Origin of the sequence: Micromonospora sp. CA-248212, from assembly GCF_050948405.1 — a bacterium.
In the GTDB taxonomy this organism is placed as follows: domain Bacteria; phylum Actinomycetota; class Actinomycetes; order Mycobacteriales; family Micromonosporaceae; genus Micromonospora.
Map to the genome: position 1 here is coordinate 3,559,835 of NZ_CP192023.1, position 13,480 is coordinate 3,573,314.

Genomic DNA, 13,480 nt, shown 5'->3' on the forward strand with positions numbered 1-13,480 from the left:
GTCATTGTCGCGTACCGGCCTCAGGTTGTGGGGTTCGGCGGAGCCAGGCCCGGGTGTGGGCGCGGAGCAGGGCTGGTTGTTCGAAGGGCAGGTAGTGCCCGGCCTGGTCGACGGTGCTGTAGGTGCCTCGGGGGTAGCGGCGCATGGCGTGGAACTGGTCGGCGAAGCCGACGATGCCGTCCTGGCGGCCGGTGAGCACGCTGACGGGCCCGTCGAAGGGGGTGTCGGCGGTCTCGTCGGGGAGCGCGTACCCGGGGCCTGTGCGCAGTTCCTGTTGGAAGGTGTGGTCGCCGGGGCCGCCCGTGTCCAGGGCGCGCAGGACGGTGGCGACGACGGTCGGGGTGCGGTGGCCGAGCGCGGTGTCGAGGTGTGGGCGCAGGTCGGTGGGCGCGTCGTCGAGCCAGCCGGTGGGTCCTGGCGGCGGGCGGTGCTCGGGCAGGGTGCGGCTGGCCGGTGCGATGGTGATGCCGGGGCAGATCAGGAGTAGGCCGCGGACGAGGTCGGGGCGTTGGCGGGCGATGCCGGCGGCGAGGTAGGCGCCGTAGGAGGCGCCGGCCAGCAGGGCCGGTCCGTCGATGTGGTGGTCGAGCCAGGCGCAGATGGTGGTGAGCAGGGCCTGGGAGGTGGGCGGGCAGGTGGGTGGGGTGTCGCCGTGGCCGGGCAGGTCCAGGTATGTCTCCCGGAGGCCGGCGCCGGCGAGGGCGGGGTGCAAGGCGGCGGCGGTGGCGGCGCGGGTCGTGCCGAACATTGGCAGGCACACCACGTCGGGGCCGGTTTCCGGTGAGCGGTCGGCGGCCAGGGTCATTCTGGTCCTTCCTGGGGGTGTGCGGAGCGCTGTGGGGTCATCTTCCGTTGTGGCGTTGTCGCCGACCTCACGTGGGCCGTTCGCTGGGAATTCCTCCGGTGGGGCGCGCCGTTGTCCGTTCGGAAGATCAGGTCCACATGATCGGATGGAAGTGTCATGCGCGTGCGTTCAGACGCGGTTGTGCTGTTCGGTGTGACAGGTGATCTTGTCTCGAAGAAGCTGTTTCCGGCGTTGTACGAGTTGACGCGGCGGGGGCGTCTCGACGTTCCGGTGATCGGGGTGGCCCGCTCCCCCTGGGATGATCAGCAGTTGGTGGCGACCGCTCGTAAGTCGGTGGCGGAGGCTTCTGACGAGGTGGATGACGAGACGTTCGACGCGTTGGCGGCCAACCTGTCGATGATCTCCGGGGACTATGCGGATCCGGCGACGTACGAGCGGCTGGCGGAGCGTCTGGGTGAGGCGCGGCGGCCGATCTTCTATCTGGCGATTCCGCCCATGGTGTTCGGTTCGGTGGTGCGGGGCTTGGCGGCGGTCGGGTTGGCCGACCGTGGTCGGGTGATCGTGGAGAAGCCGTTCGGGCGTGACCTGGCGTCGTCCGAGGAGTTGGATCGGACGTTGGGTGCGGCTTTCGACGCGAGTCGGGTGTTCCGGATCGACCACTACCTCGGCAAGGAGGCGGTGGAGGGGTTGTACGCGTTCCGGTTCGCCAACCGGCTGTTTGAGCCGTTGTGGAACCGTGAGCACGTCGACAACGTGCAGGTGACCCTCGCTGAGGGTTTCGGTACGCAGGGTCGGGCCGGTTTCTATGACACGGTGGGTGCGACGCGGGACGTGTTGCAGAACCACATTTTGCAGGTCGTGGCGTTGATCGCGATGGACGCGCCGGCTGGTGACGACGTGGATTCGTTCCGGGAGGCGGAGGCGGCGGTGTTGCGGCAGGTCGTGCCGTTGTCGCCGGAGTCGACGGTGCGGGGGCAGTACGCGGGTTACCGGGATGAGCCGGGTGTCGCGCCGGATTCGAACACGGAGACGTTCGTGGCGACGCGGTTGACGGTGGATTCGCCCCGGTGGGCGGGTGTGCCGTTCTATCTGCGGACGGGCAAGTCGTTGCCGGGGACGGCGACGGAGGTGGTGGTCGAGTTCAAGCGGCCGCAGCGGTCGTTGATCCCCGCCGAGGGTGGGGCGGAGGCGCCGGCGAACCTGTTGCGGTTCCGGTTGGGTCGTGGGGATGGCATCACGATGTCGATCCAGGCGAAGAGTCCGGGCGCGGCGGTGGCGAGTCGGCCGGTGGATCTGTCGGTGGACTTCGGTGCGGCGTTGGGTCGGCGTCAGGAGGCGTACGAGCGGTTGCTCGACGACGCGATGGACGGGCAGCATCTGCGGTTCGCGCGGGCGGAGACGATTCGGCAGGAGTGGCGGATCGTGGCGCCGATCCTGGATCTGGCGGCGCCGGTGCGCTCGTACGACAGGGGTAGTTGGGGTCCGGCGGACGCAGATGCGTTGGCGGGTGGCTGGCATGCGCCGGAGCTGGGGTAGGTGCGGCGTGGGCTGAGTGACCGCTCAGCTCACGGGAGGGACCGTCCGGCGATGGTGAGGTTTGCTCCTTGGGTGCGGGGTGGGCACGTTGTGACCACGTTTCGTCCGCCTCGGAGAGGAAGCAGCGCATGCTGTCCGCACTCGATCGTCGGCATACCGTCGCGCCGCCCGGCTACAGCCGGTGGCTCATTCCCCCGGCGGCGTTGGCCATCCACCTCTGTATCGGCCAGGTCTACGCCACGAGCGTCTACAAGAATTCGTTGATCGCCCATTTCGACACGGGTCAGACCGCGATCGGGGTGATCTTCAGTATCGCGATTGTGATGCTGGGGTTGTCCGCGGCGGTGGCCGGGACGTGGGTGGAGGCGAACGGGCCGCGTAAGGCGATGTTCGTGTCGGCCTGCTTCTGGGCGGCGGGTTTCCTGGTGGGGTCGCTGGGCATCGCCACGAAGCAGTTGTGGCTGCTGTACCTGGGGTACGGCCTGCTCGGCGGCATCGGTCTGGGTATCGGGTACATCTCCCCCGTGTCCACGCTGATCAAGTGGTTCCCGGATCGGCCGGGTCTGGCGACCGGTTTGGCGATCATGGGGTTCGGTGGTGGGGCGATGGTGGCCTCTCCCCTGTCGCGGCAGTTGCTGTCGTTCTACGACCCGGGCTACGACCCGTCGAACGCGGGTTCGACGGCGTCGGGCAGCGCGCTGGTGTGGTTGTTCGTGACGTTGGGCCTGGGCTACTTCGTGATCATGATGTTCGGGGTGGCGAACGTGCGGGTGCCGGCCGAGGACTGGCGTCCGGCGGGCTTCGATCCCGCGTCGGTGGCGGCGAAGCCGCTGGTCACCACGGCGAACGTGTCGGCGGCGAACGCGGTGAAGACGCGGTCGTTCTGGTTGTTGTGGGTGGTGTTGTTCTGCAACGTGACGGCCGGTATCGGCATCCTGGAGCAGGCCAGCCCGATGATCCAGGACTTCTTCCGGGAGAACGGGACGTCGGCGGTGTCGGTGGCGGCGGCCGGTGGGTTCGTGGGTCTGCTGTCGTTGTTCAACATGGCGGGCCGGTTCGTGTGGTCGTCGACGTCGGATGTCATCGGCCGTAAGCCGATCTACCTGGTGTATCTCGGCGTGGGCATGGCGATGTACGCGTTGCTGGCGCTGTTCGGGCACACGGCGACGGCGTTGTTCGTGCTGTTCGCGTGCGTGATCCTGTCGTTCTACGGTGGCGGCTTCGCGACCGTGCCGGCGTACCTGCGGGACCTGTTCGGCACGTACCAGGTGGGGGCGATCCACGGCCGGTTGTTGACGGCCTGGTCGGCGGCGGGTGTCGCGGGGCCGTTGATCGTTAACGGGTTCCTCGACGCGCAGGGCAAGCCGGGGACGTTGACGGCGGCGGCGTACCGGCCGGCGCTGCTCACGATGGTGGGTGTGCTCGCGGTGGGCTTCGTGGCGAACCTGCTGGTGCGACCGGTGCCGCAGCGCTATCACGAGCCGGTGGAGCAGGACGTGGACGAGGTCACGGCGGCGGGAAGGAGTGGTACGCGATGAGCGACGACGGTCGGAGCGGGCAGCAGGCCCGGTTGTGGATCTCCTGGCTGGTGGTGGCGGTGCTGCTCGGCTACGGGGTCGTGCAGACGGTGATCACGGCGGCGAAGCTGTTCACCCACTGAGGGCGGTGGGCCGGGGCGCGTGTCGCGCGCCCCGGCTCACAGGGCGCCGGAGACCCGTAGCACGGCGCCGGCGGTGTAGGAGGCGTCCGGGCTGAGGAGCCAGGCGATGGCGGCGGCGATCTCGTCGGGTTCGCCGGCGCGGCCCATCGGGATGCGGCCGGCGGCGGTGTCGGCGCGGTCGGGTACGCCGGAGTCGGTGTGGATGTCGGTGCGCACGAGGCCGGGGGCGACGCCGTTGACGCGGATGCCGCGTGGGGCGAGTTCCTTGGCCAGGCCGACGGTGAGGGTGTCGGTGGCGGCCTTGACGGCGGCGTAGTGCACGTACTCCCCCGGGCTGCCGAGGGTCGCGGCGGCGGAGGAGACGTTGACGATGGCGCCGCCGTCGGTGAGGCGGCGGGCTGCCTGCTGGGCGCAGAGGACGTACCCGATGAGGTTGACGTCGACGACGCGGCGCAGGTCGTCCACGCGCAGGTCGGTGAACGGGCCGATGAGGCTGGTGACGCCGGCGTTGTTGACCAGGCCGGTGAGGGGGCCGAGCTGCGCGGCGGCGTCGAACAGGGCGGTGACCTGGTCGGGGTCGGTGGTGTCGGCGCGTACGGCGATGGCCTGGACGCCGGTGGCGTGCAGGTCGGCCAGGACGGTCGCGGCGGCGGCGTCGTCGCGGCGGTAGCACAGGGCGATGTGGTGGCCGGCCGTGGCGAGGCGGCGGGCGGTGGCCGCGCCGATGCCGCGGCCGCCGCCGGTGATGACGGTGACGGGTGCCATGGCGCCTCCGGGTCTGTCGGGCGGGTTGGGCCGACGCTACCGTGACCGGCGCGGACGAGTCGTCGTAAGGAGGGTCACATGCTGCGGGCCGTGGTGCTGGTGGCGCACGAGGCGCTGCGGGTGTGATCGCTTACGCTTCCCGCGCGGTCGTTCGGACTACGGAGGTGCGCGGTGGCGGGTGTGGGTGTCGGCGATGTCGTGGACGACTTCGAGTTGCCGGATGAGACGGGCACGCCGCGGCGGCTGTCGGAGTTCCTGGCGTCGGGGCCGGTGGTGCTGTTCTTCTATCCCGGTGCGATGACGCGGGGGTGCACGGCGGAGAGTTGCCACTTCCGGGACCTGGCGGCGGAGTTCACGGCGCTGGGCGCGTCGCGGGTGGGTATCAGCCGCGACGAGGTGGCGAAGCAGGCGGAGTTCTCGACGATGCACGGCTTCGACTATCCGCTGCTGTCGGATGTGGACGGGACGGTCGCGCGGGCGTTCGGGGTCCGGCGGCGGGTGCCGCTGGGGGCGTTGAGCACGAAGCGGATGACGTTCGTGATCGGAACGGACCGGCGGGTCATCGAGGTGATCCACAGCGAGGTCAGCATGAACGACCACGCCGATCGGGCGTTGCGGGCCCTCGGCGGCTAGGGCGTGTCTGAAAGTCCTCGGTCGAGCCGAGGCGGAGTCCAGCCAACGGCCGGCCAGGGGCTTCACACACGCCCTAAGCCCCGTGCGGCGGGTGTCGCAGTCGACTGGTATCAAGACAGCAATCAAACAGGTGTACGGAAGAGGGTTGTGATGGATGCCGGCCAGGGTTTGTCCACTGACGAGGTGCAAAGCATCCGGGAGGCGTTGGCGGCCGGCCGTAAGCCGAGGGTGGTGTTCACCGCGTCGGCGGGGCAGATCGCCGGTCAGGTCGGCCAGGTGGTCGAGTTGACCGATCCGGACGTGTCCGACGAGTTCGTCGTGGTGCGGTTCGGTCGTGACGAGTTGCCGTTCTCCCCCGCCGATCTGGCGGTCGCGCCCAAGGGCGCGGGCCGGCGGGTGGCGGAGCCGAAACCGGAGCCGGAACCGGAGGCGCCCGCGGTGGCGGCGCCGGAGTTCGTGTTGGACACGCCGCGGGTGCCCGCGCAGCGACAGGAGGAGCCGAAGGTGGAGCAGGTCGAGAAGCCGCCGGCGCGGCGGGCGGTCAAGGCCGCGAAGCCCAAGGGGCCCGCGGGCCTCACGGTGACCCTGGCGTACGCGGACGGCGAGTGGACGGTCGCCGCGCAGCAGGGCAGCAAGGCCCTGGCGAAGCCGTACGTGGTGAAGCCGGCCGAGGCGTTGAAGATGGTGGCGCTGGTGGACGTGCCGGGTGTGCAGGAGGCGGTGGAGCAGATCCTGGGCGCCGAGCGGGCCGAGGCGGAGCAGCAGGCGGAGAAGCTGCGCGCGGAGTTGGCCGAGATCGAGGCCCGGTTGGCGGAGTTGCGCGAGGCGAGCTGAGCGCTGCCTTTGCGGTGGGGCGGGCCCGAGCGGCGGTCAGTGGCCGTTGTGGTGCTGGAGCAGTCGGGTGAGCAGGCGGGTCAGCTGCGCGCGTTCGGCGCTCGACAGGGGCGCGAGCAGGTCGTCCTGGACGCGGGCGACGGTGTCGGCCATCCGGTGGGCTTCGTCGGCGCCGGCGTCGGTGAGGCTGATGACGTTGCGGCGGCGGTCGGCCGGGTCGGGGGCGCGTACGACGAGTTCCCGGCCGGCCAGGTCGTTGATGGCGGCCACGACGTCGCTGCGGTCGATGCCGCAGCGGCGGCCCAGGTCGGCCTGGCTCGCGGGGCCGTCCTCGGCCAGCGAGGCGAGGAGCCGGAAGTGGTAGCCGCGGAGGTCGTGTGCGGCGAAGCCCGCGCTGGCGAGTCGGCCGGCGTGGGCGGCGGCCTGGTTGAGCAGCCAGCTCGCGGTGGTACGCAGCCCGGCGGGTGACTGCGGGGCGGTGGCGTCCATGGCGGGAGCCTAACAGTAATCGTTGGCGTGACCCACAAACCATGTTACGTTGGTTCTATCAACGTTGGTTCAGCCAACGTTTTCGAAGGAGGCAACGTGTCCACTCTCAACGGTCAGGTCATCGGTCAGGCCCACTTCGCCACCCGGGCCCTGCTCGACCGCGCCGTCGCGCCCCTGGGCATCGACTTCGCCCAGGTCCTCGCCCTCAACGCCCTCACCGCCGGCCCCGCCGACCGGACCTCGCTCGTGCGGCGCCTCGCGAGCGCCCGAAGGGTCGACGAGTCGGCCGTGCACGAGGTGATCGCCGGCCTCGTCGACGCCGGCCTGGCGCGGCTCGACGACACCACCGAGCCGCGGGTGTCGCTCACCGATGCCGGCCAGAGCACGCAGGCCCGTGTCGCCGAGGCCGTCGGGGGTATCACCGCCCGGCTGTACGGGGACATCCCGCCCGCCGAGGCCGACGTCGCCGCCCGCGTCCTCACGCTCGTCACCGAGCGGGCCAACGACGAGCTGGCGGGCGTCGCCTGACGCCGGAACGCCGTTCAACCGGCGGACGTGGCCTGACGCCGGAAGCGACTCAGGTGCGTCGGGTCACGGCCGCCCGGATCCGCAGCCAGGACGGGTCGGTCGCGGAGGTCTCGCTGACCGTCGCCCGGTCGCCGGACTGCCAGACCCGCGTGCCGTCGGTGAGGTCGAGCTGGTCCATGTCGACGACCGACGCCTCGCGGGTGCTGGCGAGGAACGCGGTCGCTGAGGCCCCGGCTGCCTCGCCCGGGTCGGCCGTGCCCACCGACAGGACAAGAAGCTCGTCGTTGCCGGCGACGACGAGCTCACCGGTGGCGGTGGCCGCCAGCGCGGTCACCGCTGCCCTGGGCAGCACCTCGTGCTCGACCACCCGACTGCCGTCGACGTCCAGCTCGACGACCACGCCTTCGGGTGTTCCGATCCAGAGGACCCGCGGCGACGGACCGAACGCGACGTTGTGGCGGGACCAGGCCCGCATCTCGTCCAGCCACTCCTGCGGGTACGGGTACCCCGGGCTCGGCTCCCCCAGTGTCATGCCCAGGACGCGCCGCAGCGAGGGAAACGCGAACACCTCAAGCGAGTTGTTGTACGCGTTGCCCCGTACCGCGAGGTGCCGGCCGTCCGAGCTGAAGATCGGCGCTTGGTAGCCGTCGCAGTCCAGGACCAGCGCACGGCGCACCGGCCGCAGCACCGGCCCGGTGTCCGCGGAGAAGAGCACCAGCGTGGCACCCTGGTCGCTCACGAGGGTGCAGACCAGGCCACCCGCCGGATGCGCCACCACCCCGGTGTCCCACCGAGGGCCGGTGAGGGTCGTTCCCGAGGCGAGGTCGAGCGCGACGGAGTGCTCCCAGCCGTCCGTTCCGGCGGCGGGCGACAACCAGAGCGTGCGACCGTCGGGGCTGAATGCCACCTTCCGCCGGTACTCGGTCGACGGGACGCCGTCGACCGGCGACGTGCCCGAGGGGGTCCAGAGAACAACGCTCTCGGCGTCCGCCACCGCCAACAACGGGTCGCGGGGGTGCCAGGCGGCGGAGGGTGTGCGCTTCAACCGTTCGTAGCCGACGTCCTCGACGTAGCCGGCCGAGTCCACGCCGAGGGCTGCCCGCTGCCGCAGTTGTCCGTCCCGGTACTCCCAGATCCGGATCGCCGGACGGTCGGCGTCCCAGGCCGCTACCAGTGCAAGGCGCGGGTGGGGCAGCAGCCGCTGCGCCGTCGCTCCGGAGTGGACGCGGGTCAGGATCTGCACCGGCACACCCTACCGGCGCGCCGGACTGCCACCCGTCCCCGAAGGGGCGGTCAGAAGTAGTCGAGCAGGTGTGCCGGACCGCCGGCGCCCAGCAGGTCCAGGGCGTCCGGCTCGACGCCGACTGTGTGCAGCAGGCCGGCCTGGGCCACCGAGCGGGCACCCGCCGCGCCCGCGTACAGCAGCGCGAAGCCGCGCACGTCGAGCCGCAGGTCCGCCTCGCCGTCGAGTCTGGTCAGCTCGGCTTCGCCGTCGGCGACGGCCAACCGCCAGGTGCCGGTGTTCCAGTCGGCGAGCGGGTCGGTGAGGTGGAAGTCGACGACGCCCCGGGCGTGGGTGGGCCAGCCGCGCTCACCCACCGCCCGTACGACGTCGACCGGGCGGTGCATCCACAGGTCCCGCTCGTGGTCCCGGGCCGCCTCCAACGGCAGGTGGACGCTGACGGCGTCACCGTCGAGCGGGCACAGCCGCAGGGTCGGCGCGACGCTGGCCCAGCTCCCGAGCACCCCGACGAGTTCCCGGGCCGCGTCGGCGGTGGTGGCCAGAGCCTCGTCGACGGTGAGGACCGAGTCGGCGCCGTAGCCCTGGCCGCGCTGCCAGGTGGCGTAGCCGACGAGGTCGCCGTCGTCCTCGACGAGGGTGATCCCGTCACCGGGCAGTTTCGCGTCGGCGGCGAAGAAGTCGAACAGCTTGCCCCGGCGGGTCAACATGCCGTTGCGGTGGCGGCTGACCCGCTCGTAGAGGGCGGCGACGGCGTCCAGGTCGGCGGGCGTGCCGGCGCGGACGGTCAGGTGCGACGCGGGCCGGTGCCGGGGTAGCGCGGCGGTGACGACGTTGACGGTGCGCAGCACACCGGCGGCCTCCCAGCCGCAGGCCCGGTAGGGGGCGGCGACGGTCGGGTACAGGGCGCTGATCGCCGCGCCACGCTCGTGGGCCCCGGCCAGCAGGGCGGTGAGCAGGGCTCGGGCCACACCCCGGCCCCGCGCCTCGGGGGCGACCGCCACCCCGGCGACGTCGGCCGCCGCGACGGCCCGACCGGACCACCACTGGTCGTGGTGCAGGTCGACGGCCTTGCCGACGAGCCGGCCGGTGTCGTCGAACGCGCCGTAGCGGGTCATGCCGGGCACCTCGACGGTGGTGTGCGGGGACCGCTGAGCATCAGAGCCGAACGCGAACCGGCCCAGTTCCCAGGCGTCGTCCAGGTCGTCGATGGTGAGTTCACGAACGCGCATCGGCACACCGTAGCGGCCCGCCCCGACACCGACCAGCCGATAACCTCCCCGGCCGGACGCCCGTCGATCATGGAGTCGTGGTGGGTGACGAAGCGCCCTTGACGCCCCAGGTCGGGCACCACAAGTCCATGATCGGCGGGGGTGGGGGTGGGGGTGGGGGTGGGGGTCAGTGTTGGGGGATGTTGGCTATGCCGATGCGCTTGCGGAACACCCAGTACGTCCAGGCCTGGTAGGCCAGCACCACCGGAGTGAAGATCACCGCCACCCAGGTCATGATCTTCAGGGTGTACGGGGTGGAGGCCGCGTTGGTGGCCGTGAGCGTGCCCGCCGCGTCGAGGGTGGACGGCAGCACGTTCGGGAACAGCGCCGCGAACAGGGTCGCCACGGCCAGGCCGATCGCCACGGCCGTACCCGTGAACGCCCAGCCCTCCCGGCGTACCCGGGCGGCGGCGAGGCCACCGAGCAGGGCGAGGGCCGCGCCGACGGCGAGCACGACGGCGGCCGCGCTGGAGCGGATGCTCAACGTCCAGGCCAGGAAGCCGACCGCGAGCACGGCGGCGCCGACACCGAGGCGCACCGCCAGGGCGCCCGCGCGGTCGCGGATGTCGCCGGTGGTCTTCAGGGCCAGGAACACCGCGCCGTGAGTCAGGAACAGCGCGAGGGTGGTCGCGCCACCGAGCAGGGCGTACGGGTTGAGCAGGTCGACGAGGCCACCGACGTACTCGTGGTCGGCGTCCAGGGGCACACCGCGCAGGATGTTGGCGAAGGCGACGCCCCACAGGATCGCCGGCAACAGCGAGCCGACCACGATCGCGGCGTCCCAGCGGCGCTTCCAGGACGCCTCGGGGCGCTTGTGCCGGTACTCGAAGGCCACCCCGCGGGCGATCAGGGCCAGCAGGATCAGCAGCAGCGGCAGGTAGAAGCCGGAGAAGAGGGTGGCGTACCACTCGGGGAACGCGGCGAACATCGCCCCGCCGGCGGTGATCAGCCACACCTCGTTGCCGTCCCAGACCGGGCCGATGGTGTTGATCAGGACCCGGCGTTCCCGGTCGTCGCGGCCGAGCACGGGCAGCAGCATGCCGACGCCGAAGTCGAAGCCCTCCAGGATGAAGTAGCCGGTGAACAGCACGGCGACGAGGAGAAACCAGATGGTGGTCAGGTCCACGATGGGCTCCGGGATCAGTAGGCGAAGGCGAGCGGACGCTCGGCGTCGTCGGTGTCGTCGGTGGGGGGCTGTTCGCTGACGTCCGGCACGCCGGCTCTGGCGTAGCGCAGCAGCAACTTGACCTCGATCACGGCGAGGGTGGCGTAGATCAGCGTGAAGGCGGTGAAGGAGGTCAGCACCTCGGTGAGCGAGACGCTGCGGGACACGCCGTTGCGGGTGAGCATCTCGCCGAAGACGATCCACGGCTGGCGGCCCATCTCGGTGAAGATCCAGCCGAAGGAGTTGGCCAGCAGCGGCAGCACCGGCATGGCCAGGCCGGCGCGCAGCAGCCACCTGCTGCGCGGGGTACGGCCCCTGCGCTGGCTCCAGAGCACCAGCAGGGCGATCGCGCCCGCCGCCAACCCGAAGCCGACCATGAAGCGGAAACTCCAGTAGGTGACCGGGATGATCGGGGTGTAGCTGCCCGCGCCGTACTGGGTGGCGTACTGGGCCTGCAGGTCGTTGATGCCGTGCACGGTGCCGTTCGGGTCGCCGGTGCCCAGGTACGACAGCAGGTACGGGATCTTGAGGGCGAACACCTCGCGGCTGCCGTCGAGGCTGCCGATGGTGAGCACGGAGAACGAGGCGGGGCTCTCGGTGGTGTAGAGACCCTCGGCGGCGGCCATCTTCATGGGCTGCACATCCGTCATGATCTTGCCCTGGATGTCGCCGGTGAACAGCACGGCCGCCGAGGCGACCAGGACCACCCACGAGCCGAACTTCGTGGCGAAGCGGTACGCGCCGGTGTCGGCGGAGTCCCGGTTGCGGATCACGTGCCACAGGCCGACCGCCACGATCAGCGACCCGGCGACCAGGAACGAGCCGGCCAGGGTGTGCGGGAAGGTGATCAGGGCGACCTTGTTGGTGAGCACGGCCGGGAAGTCGGTCAGCTCGGCGCGTCCGCTGTCGGGGTTGATGCGGTAGCCGACGGGGTTCTGCATGAACGAGTTCGCGGCGAGGATGAAGTACGCGGACAGGTTCGTGCCGATGGCGGCGGCCCAGATGCTGGCCAGGTGCGCGCGCTTGGGCAGCCGGTCCCAGCCGAAGATCCACAGGCCGATGAACGTGGACTCGAGGAAGAACGCCACGAGCGCCTCGATGGCCAGGGGCGCGCCGAAGATGTCGCCGACGAAGCGGGAGTAGTCGCTCCAGTTCATGCCGAACTGGAACTCCTGCACGATGCCGGTGACCACGCCCATGGCGAAGTTGATCAGGAACAGCTTGCCGTAGAACTTGGTCAGCTTGAGGTAGCGCTCGTTGCCGGTGCGGTGCCACATCGTCTGCAGGATCGCCACCAGCACGGACAGGCCGATGGTCAGTGGCACGAACAGGAAGTGGTAGACGGTCGTGACACCGAACTGCCACCGGGCGACGTCCAACGCGTCCACCTGAACCCCCAACTATGCGTACTACGAGACGTAGTAAATACTACTGCTCGTCGTAGAGAAAGGGGCAGGGCCGGGCGGCCCAAAGCGGCCCGGGACCAATGACCCTGATCACTCCGGCCACTCGCCCTCGCGGCCCCACCGCCTCGTGCGAGGATGGCGCGCTGATGGACACGACGACCTGGCAGCCACCACTGCTCTGGCGGGCCGCCCTCATGCTGGCCCGCGCCCTGGTGGCCCTGCTCGCCCGCCTGGAGGTCACCGGCGACGTCCCCGCGCACCTGCGCCGGGGACCGCTCGTGCTGGCCGCCAACCACATCAGCCCGTTCGACCCCCTGGTCATGATCGCCGCTTGCCGGGAACGGGGCATCGCCCCACGGATCATGGCGACCGCCGGCCTGTTCCGCGCCCCCGTGCTCGGCGCCGCGATGCGCCACGTCGGGCACATCCGGGTCGACCGGGGCACCAGCGCCGTCCACCAGGCCCTCGACGACGCGGCCCAGGCCGTCGCGGCCGGCTCGGTGATCCTCATCTACCCCGAGGGACGCATCGGCCTGGACCCCGGCATGTGGCCCGAACGCGGCAAGACCGGCGTCGCCCGGCTCGCGTTGGCCTGCGGCGCACCCGTCATCCCGGTCGCCCAGTGGGGCGCGCACGAGGTGCTGCCCTACGCGACGCCGAACGGAATGCTGCCCGGCATCGCCCGCTCCCTGTGGCGTCGCCCGGTGATCCGGGTGCACTTCGGCGAACCCGTCGACCTGGGCGAGTCAAACGCCACCACCCCCGGGGCGGCCCGTCGAGCCACCGACCGCATCATCGACGCCCTGACCGACACCCTCGCTCCCCTGCGCCCCGACGAACCCGACCTCCCCCACCACGTCGACCCCGGCCGCCCCACCGACACGAGCCGCACCCACCGCCCCACCCCCTGAAGCCCCGCGCCCGAGGCCCACCCCCACCCCGCCCCGCCCCGCCCACCCCCGCGATCTTGCACTTTCTGTGGCGACATACCGGGCCGAGCCGGCCATAACGGCGACACATACCGCAAGATCGGCGCGGGCTGCGGGGGTCGCGCGCCGCCTCGGCGCGGGCCCACGGCTCCCCCGGGCAGGGGAGGCGGTTGGCTCGGCGTGGGGATCAGCGCGATCAGGGCTGCGACGAGGCTGGAG

Annotated in this window: 14 protein-coding genes; 7 read left to right on the forward strand and 7 right to left on the reverse strand. The window is 71.1% G+C overall.

Annotated elements, in window-relative coordinates; genetic code table 11:
* Window position 1: 1 nt before the first annotated feature.
* Window positions 2–805, reverse strand: coding sequence for an alpha/beta fold hydrolase (locus tag ACQP03_RS17100; protein ID WP_433461094.1), 804 nt, complete (start codon window positions 803–805; stop codon window positions 2–4).
* Between the two features lie 156 nt (window positions 806–961).
* Between ACQP03_RS17100 and zwf the strand changes: the two genes are divergently transcribed.
* The 3 genes from zwf to ACQP03_RS17115 all read left to right on the forward strand — a co-directional run bounded on the left by zwf (window position 962) and on the right by ACQP03_RS17115 (window position 4,001).
* Window positions 962–2,341, forward strand: coding sequence for a glucose-6-phosphate dehydrogenase (gene zwf / locus ACQP03_RS17105; protein WP_433461095.1), 1,380 nt, complete (start codon window positions 962–964; stop codon window positions 2,339–2,341).
* 128 nt (window positions 2,342–2,469) lie between these two features.
* On the forward strand, window positions 2,470–3,879 hold the full coding sequence (locus tag ACQP03_RS17110; RefSeq protein WP_357118716.1) for an OFA family MFS transporter: 1,410 nt from the start codon (window positions 2,470–2,472) through the stop codon (window positions 3,877–3,879).
* Entirely contained in the window at window positions 3,876–4,001 is a 126-nt protein-coding gene (locus tag ACQP03_RS17115) for an MFS transporter small subunit (RefSeq protein WP_357118713.1), read from the forward strand. Before ACQP03_RS17110 ends, ACQP03_RS17115 begins: the two co-directional genes overlap by 4 nt.
* A gap of 36 nt (window positions 4,002–4,037) precedes the next feature.
* Here ACQP03_RS17115 and ACQP03_RS17120 read toward each other — a convergent pair whose 3' ends face one another.
* The gene (locus ACQP03_RS17120) at window positions 4,038–4,766 is read right to left on the reverse strand and encodes an SDR family oxidoreductase (RefSeq protein WP_357170141.1); all 729 of its coding nucleotides are present in this window, start codon (window positions 4,764–4,766) and stop codon (window positions 4,038–4,040) included.
* Window positions 4,767–4,937: 171 nt separating this feature from the next.
* Here ACQP03_RS17120 and ACQP03_RS17125 point away from each other — a divergent pair, with 171 nt between their 5' ends.
* Window positions 4,938–5,399, forward strand: a complete 462-nt coding sequence (locus ACQP03_RS17125) for a peroxiredoxin (RefSeq protein WP_357170138.1) — start codon at window positions 4,938–4,940, stop codon at window positions 5,397–5,399.
* Window positions 5,400–5,549: 150 nt separating this feature from the next.
* Window positions 5,550–6,233, forward strand: a complete 684-nt coding sequence (locus tag ACQP03_RS17130) for a hypothetical protein (protein ID WP_357170135.1) — start codon at window positions 5,550–5,552, stop codon at window positions 6,231–6,233.
* 36 nt (window positions 6,234–6,269) lie between these two features.
* On the opposite strand, the gene ACQP03_RS17135 is transcribed toward ACQP03_RS17130, so the two are convergent.
* Window positions 6,270–6,722: a MarR family winged helix-turn-helix transcriptional regulator gene (locus ACQP03_RS17135; protein WP_357118702.1), complete on the reverse strand. Its 453-nt coding sequence runs from the start codon at window positions 6,720–6,722 to the stop codon at window positions 6,270–6,272.
* 96 nt (window positions 6,723–6,818) lie between these two features.
* On the opposite strand from ACQP03_RS17135, the gene ACQP03_RS17140 reads away from it, so the two are divergent.
* Window positions 6,819–7,250, forward strand: coding sequence for a MarR family winged helix-turn-helix transcriptional regulator (locus tag ACQP03_RS17140; RefSeq protein ID WP_357118699.1), 432 nt, complete (start codon window positions 6,819–6,821; stop codon window positions 7,248–7,250).
* A 49-nt stretch (window positions 7,251–7,299) separates the two neighbouring features.
* On the opposite strand, the gene ACQP03_RS17145 is transcribed toward ACQP03_RS17140, so the two are convergent.
* From ACQP03_RS17145 to ACQP03_RS17160, 4 genes are all read right to left on the reverse strand, one after another.
* The gene (locus ACQP03_RS17145; protein WP_433461096.1) at window positions 7,300–8,493 is read right to left on the reverse strand and encodes a hypothetical protein; all 1,194 of its coding nucleotides are present in this window, start codon (window positions 8,491–8,493) and stop codon (window positions 7,300–7,302) included.
* A 50-nt stretch (window positions 8,494–8,543) separates the two neighbouring features.
* Window positions 8,544–9,722, reverse strand: coding sequence for a GNAT family N-acetyltransferase (locus ACQP03_RS17150; protein WP_433461097.1), 1,179 nt, complete (start codon window positions 9,720–9,722; stop codon window positions 8,544–8,546).
* Window positions 9,723–9,888: 166 nt separating this feature from the next.
* Entirely contained in the window at window positions 9,889–10,887 is a 999-nt protein-coding gene (cydB, locus tag ACQP03_RS17155; RefSeq protein WP_357118690.1) for a cytochrome d ubiquinol oxidase subunit II, read from the reverse strand.
* Between the two features lie 14 nt (window positions 10,888–10,901).
* Window positions 10,902–12,314, reverse strand: a complete 1,413-nt coding sequence (locus tag ACQP03_RS17160) for a cytochrome ubiquinol oxidase subunit I (protein WP_355051069.1) — start codon at window positions 12,312–12,314, stop codon at window positions 10,902–10,904.
* 164 nt (window positions 12,315–12,478) lie between these two features.
* On the opposite strand from ACQP03_RS17160, the gene ACQP03_RS17165 reads away from it, so the two are divergent.
* Window positions 12,479–13,243, forward strand: a complete 765-nt coding sequence (locus ACQP03_RS17165) for a lysophospholipid acyltransferase family protein (RefSeq protein WP_433461098.1) — start codon at window positions 12,479–12,481, stop codon at window positions 13,241–13,243.
* Window positions 13,244–13,480: the final 237 nt, after the last annotated feature.

Excerpts from the sequence above, each read along its gene's own strand:
- ACQP03_RS17100 (WP_433461094.1), bottom strand. The coding sequence starts at position 805 with ATGACCCTGGCCGCCGACCGCTCACCGGAAACCGGCCCCGACGTGGTG.
- ACQP03_RS17110 (WP_357118716.1), top strand. The coding sequence starts at position 2,470 with ATGCTGTCCGCACTCGATCGTCGGCATACCGTCGCGCCGCCCGGCTAC.
- ACQP03_RS17135 (WP_357118702.1), bottom strand. The coding sequence starts at position 6,722 with ATGGACGCCACCGCCCCGCAGTCACCCGCCGGGCTGCGTACCACCGCG.
- ACQP03_RS17115 (WP_357118713.1), top strand. The coding sequence starts at position 3,876 with ATGAGCGACGACGGTCGGAGCGGGCAGCAGGCCCGGTTGTGGATCTCC.
- ACQP03_RS17150 (WP_433461097.1), bottom strand. The coding sequence starts at position 9,722 with ATGCGCGTTCGTGAACTCACCATCGACGACCTGGACGACGCCTGGGAA.
- zwf (WP_433461095.1), top strand. The coding sequence starts at position 962 with ATGCGCGTGCGTTCAGACGCGGTTGTGCTGTTCGGTGTGACAGGTGAT.
- ACQP03_RS17165 (WP_433461098.1), top strand. The coding sequence starts at position 12,479 with ATGGACACGACGACCTGGCAGCCACCACTGCTCTGGCGGGCCGCCCTC.
- ACQP03_RS17120 (WP_357170141.1), bottom strand. The coding sequence starts at position 4,766 with ATGGCACCCGTCACCGTCATCACCGGCGGCGGCCGCGGCATCGGCGCG.
- ACQP03_RS17130 (WP_357170135.1), top strand. The coding sequence starts at position 5,550 with ATGGATGCCGGCCAGGGTTTGTCCACTGACGAGGTGCAAAGCATCCGG.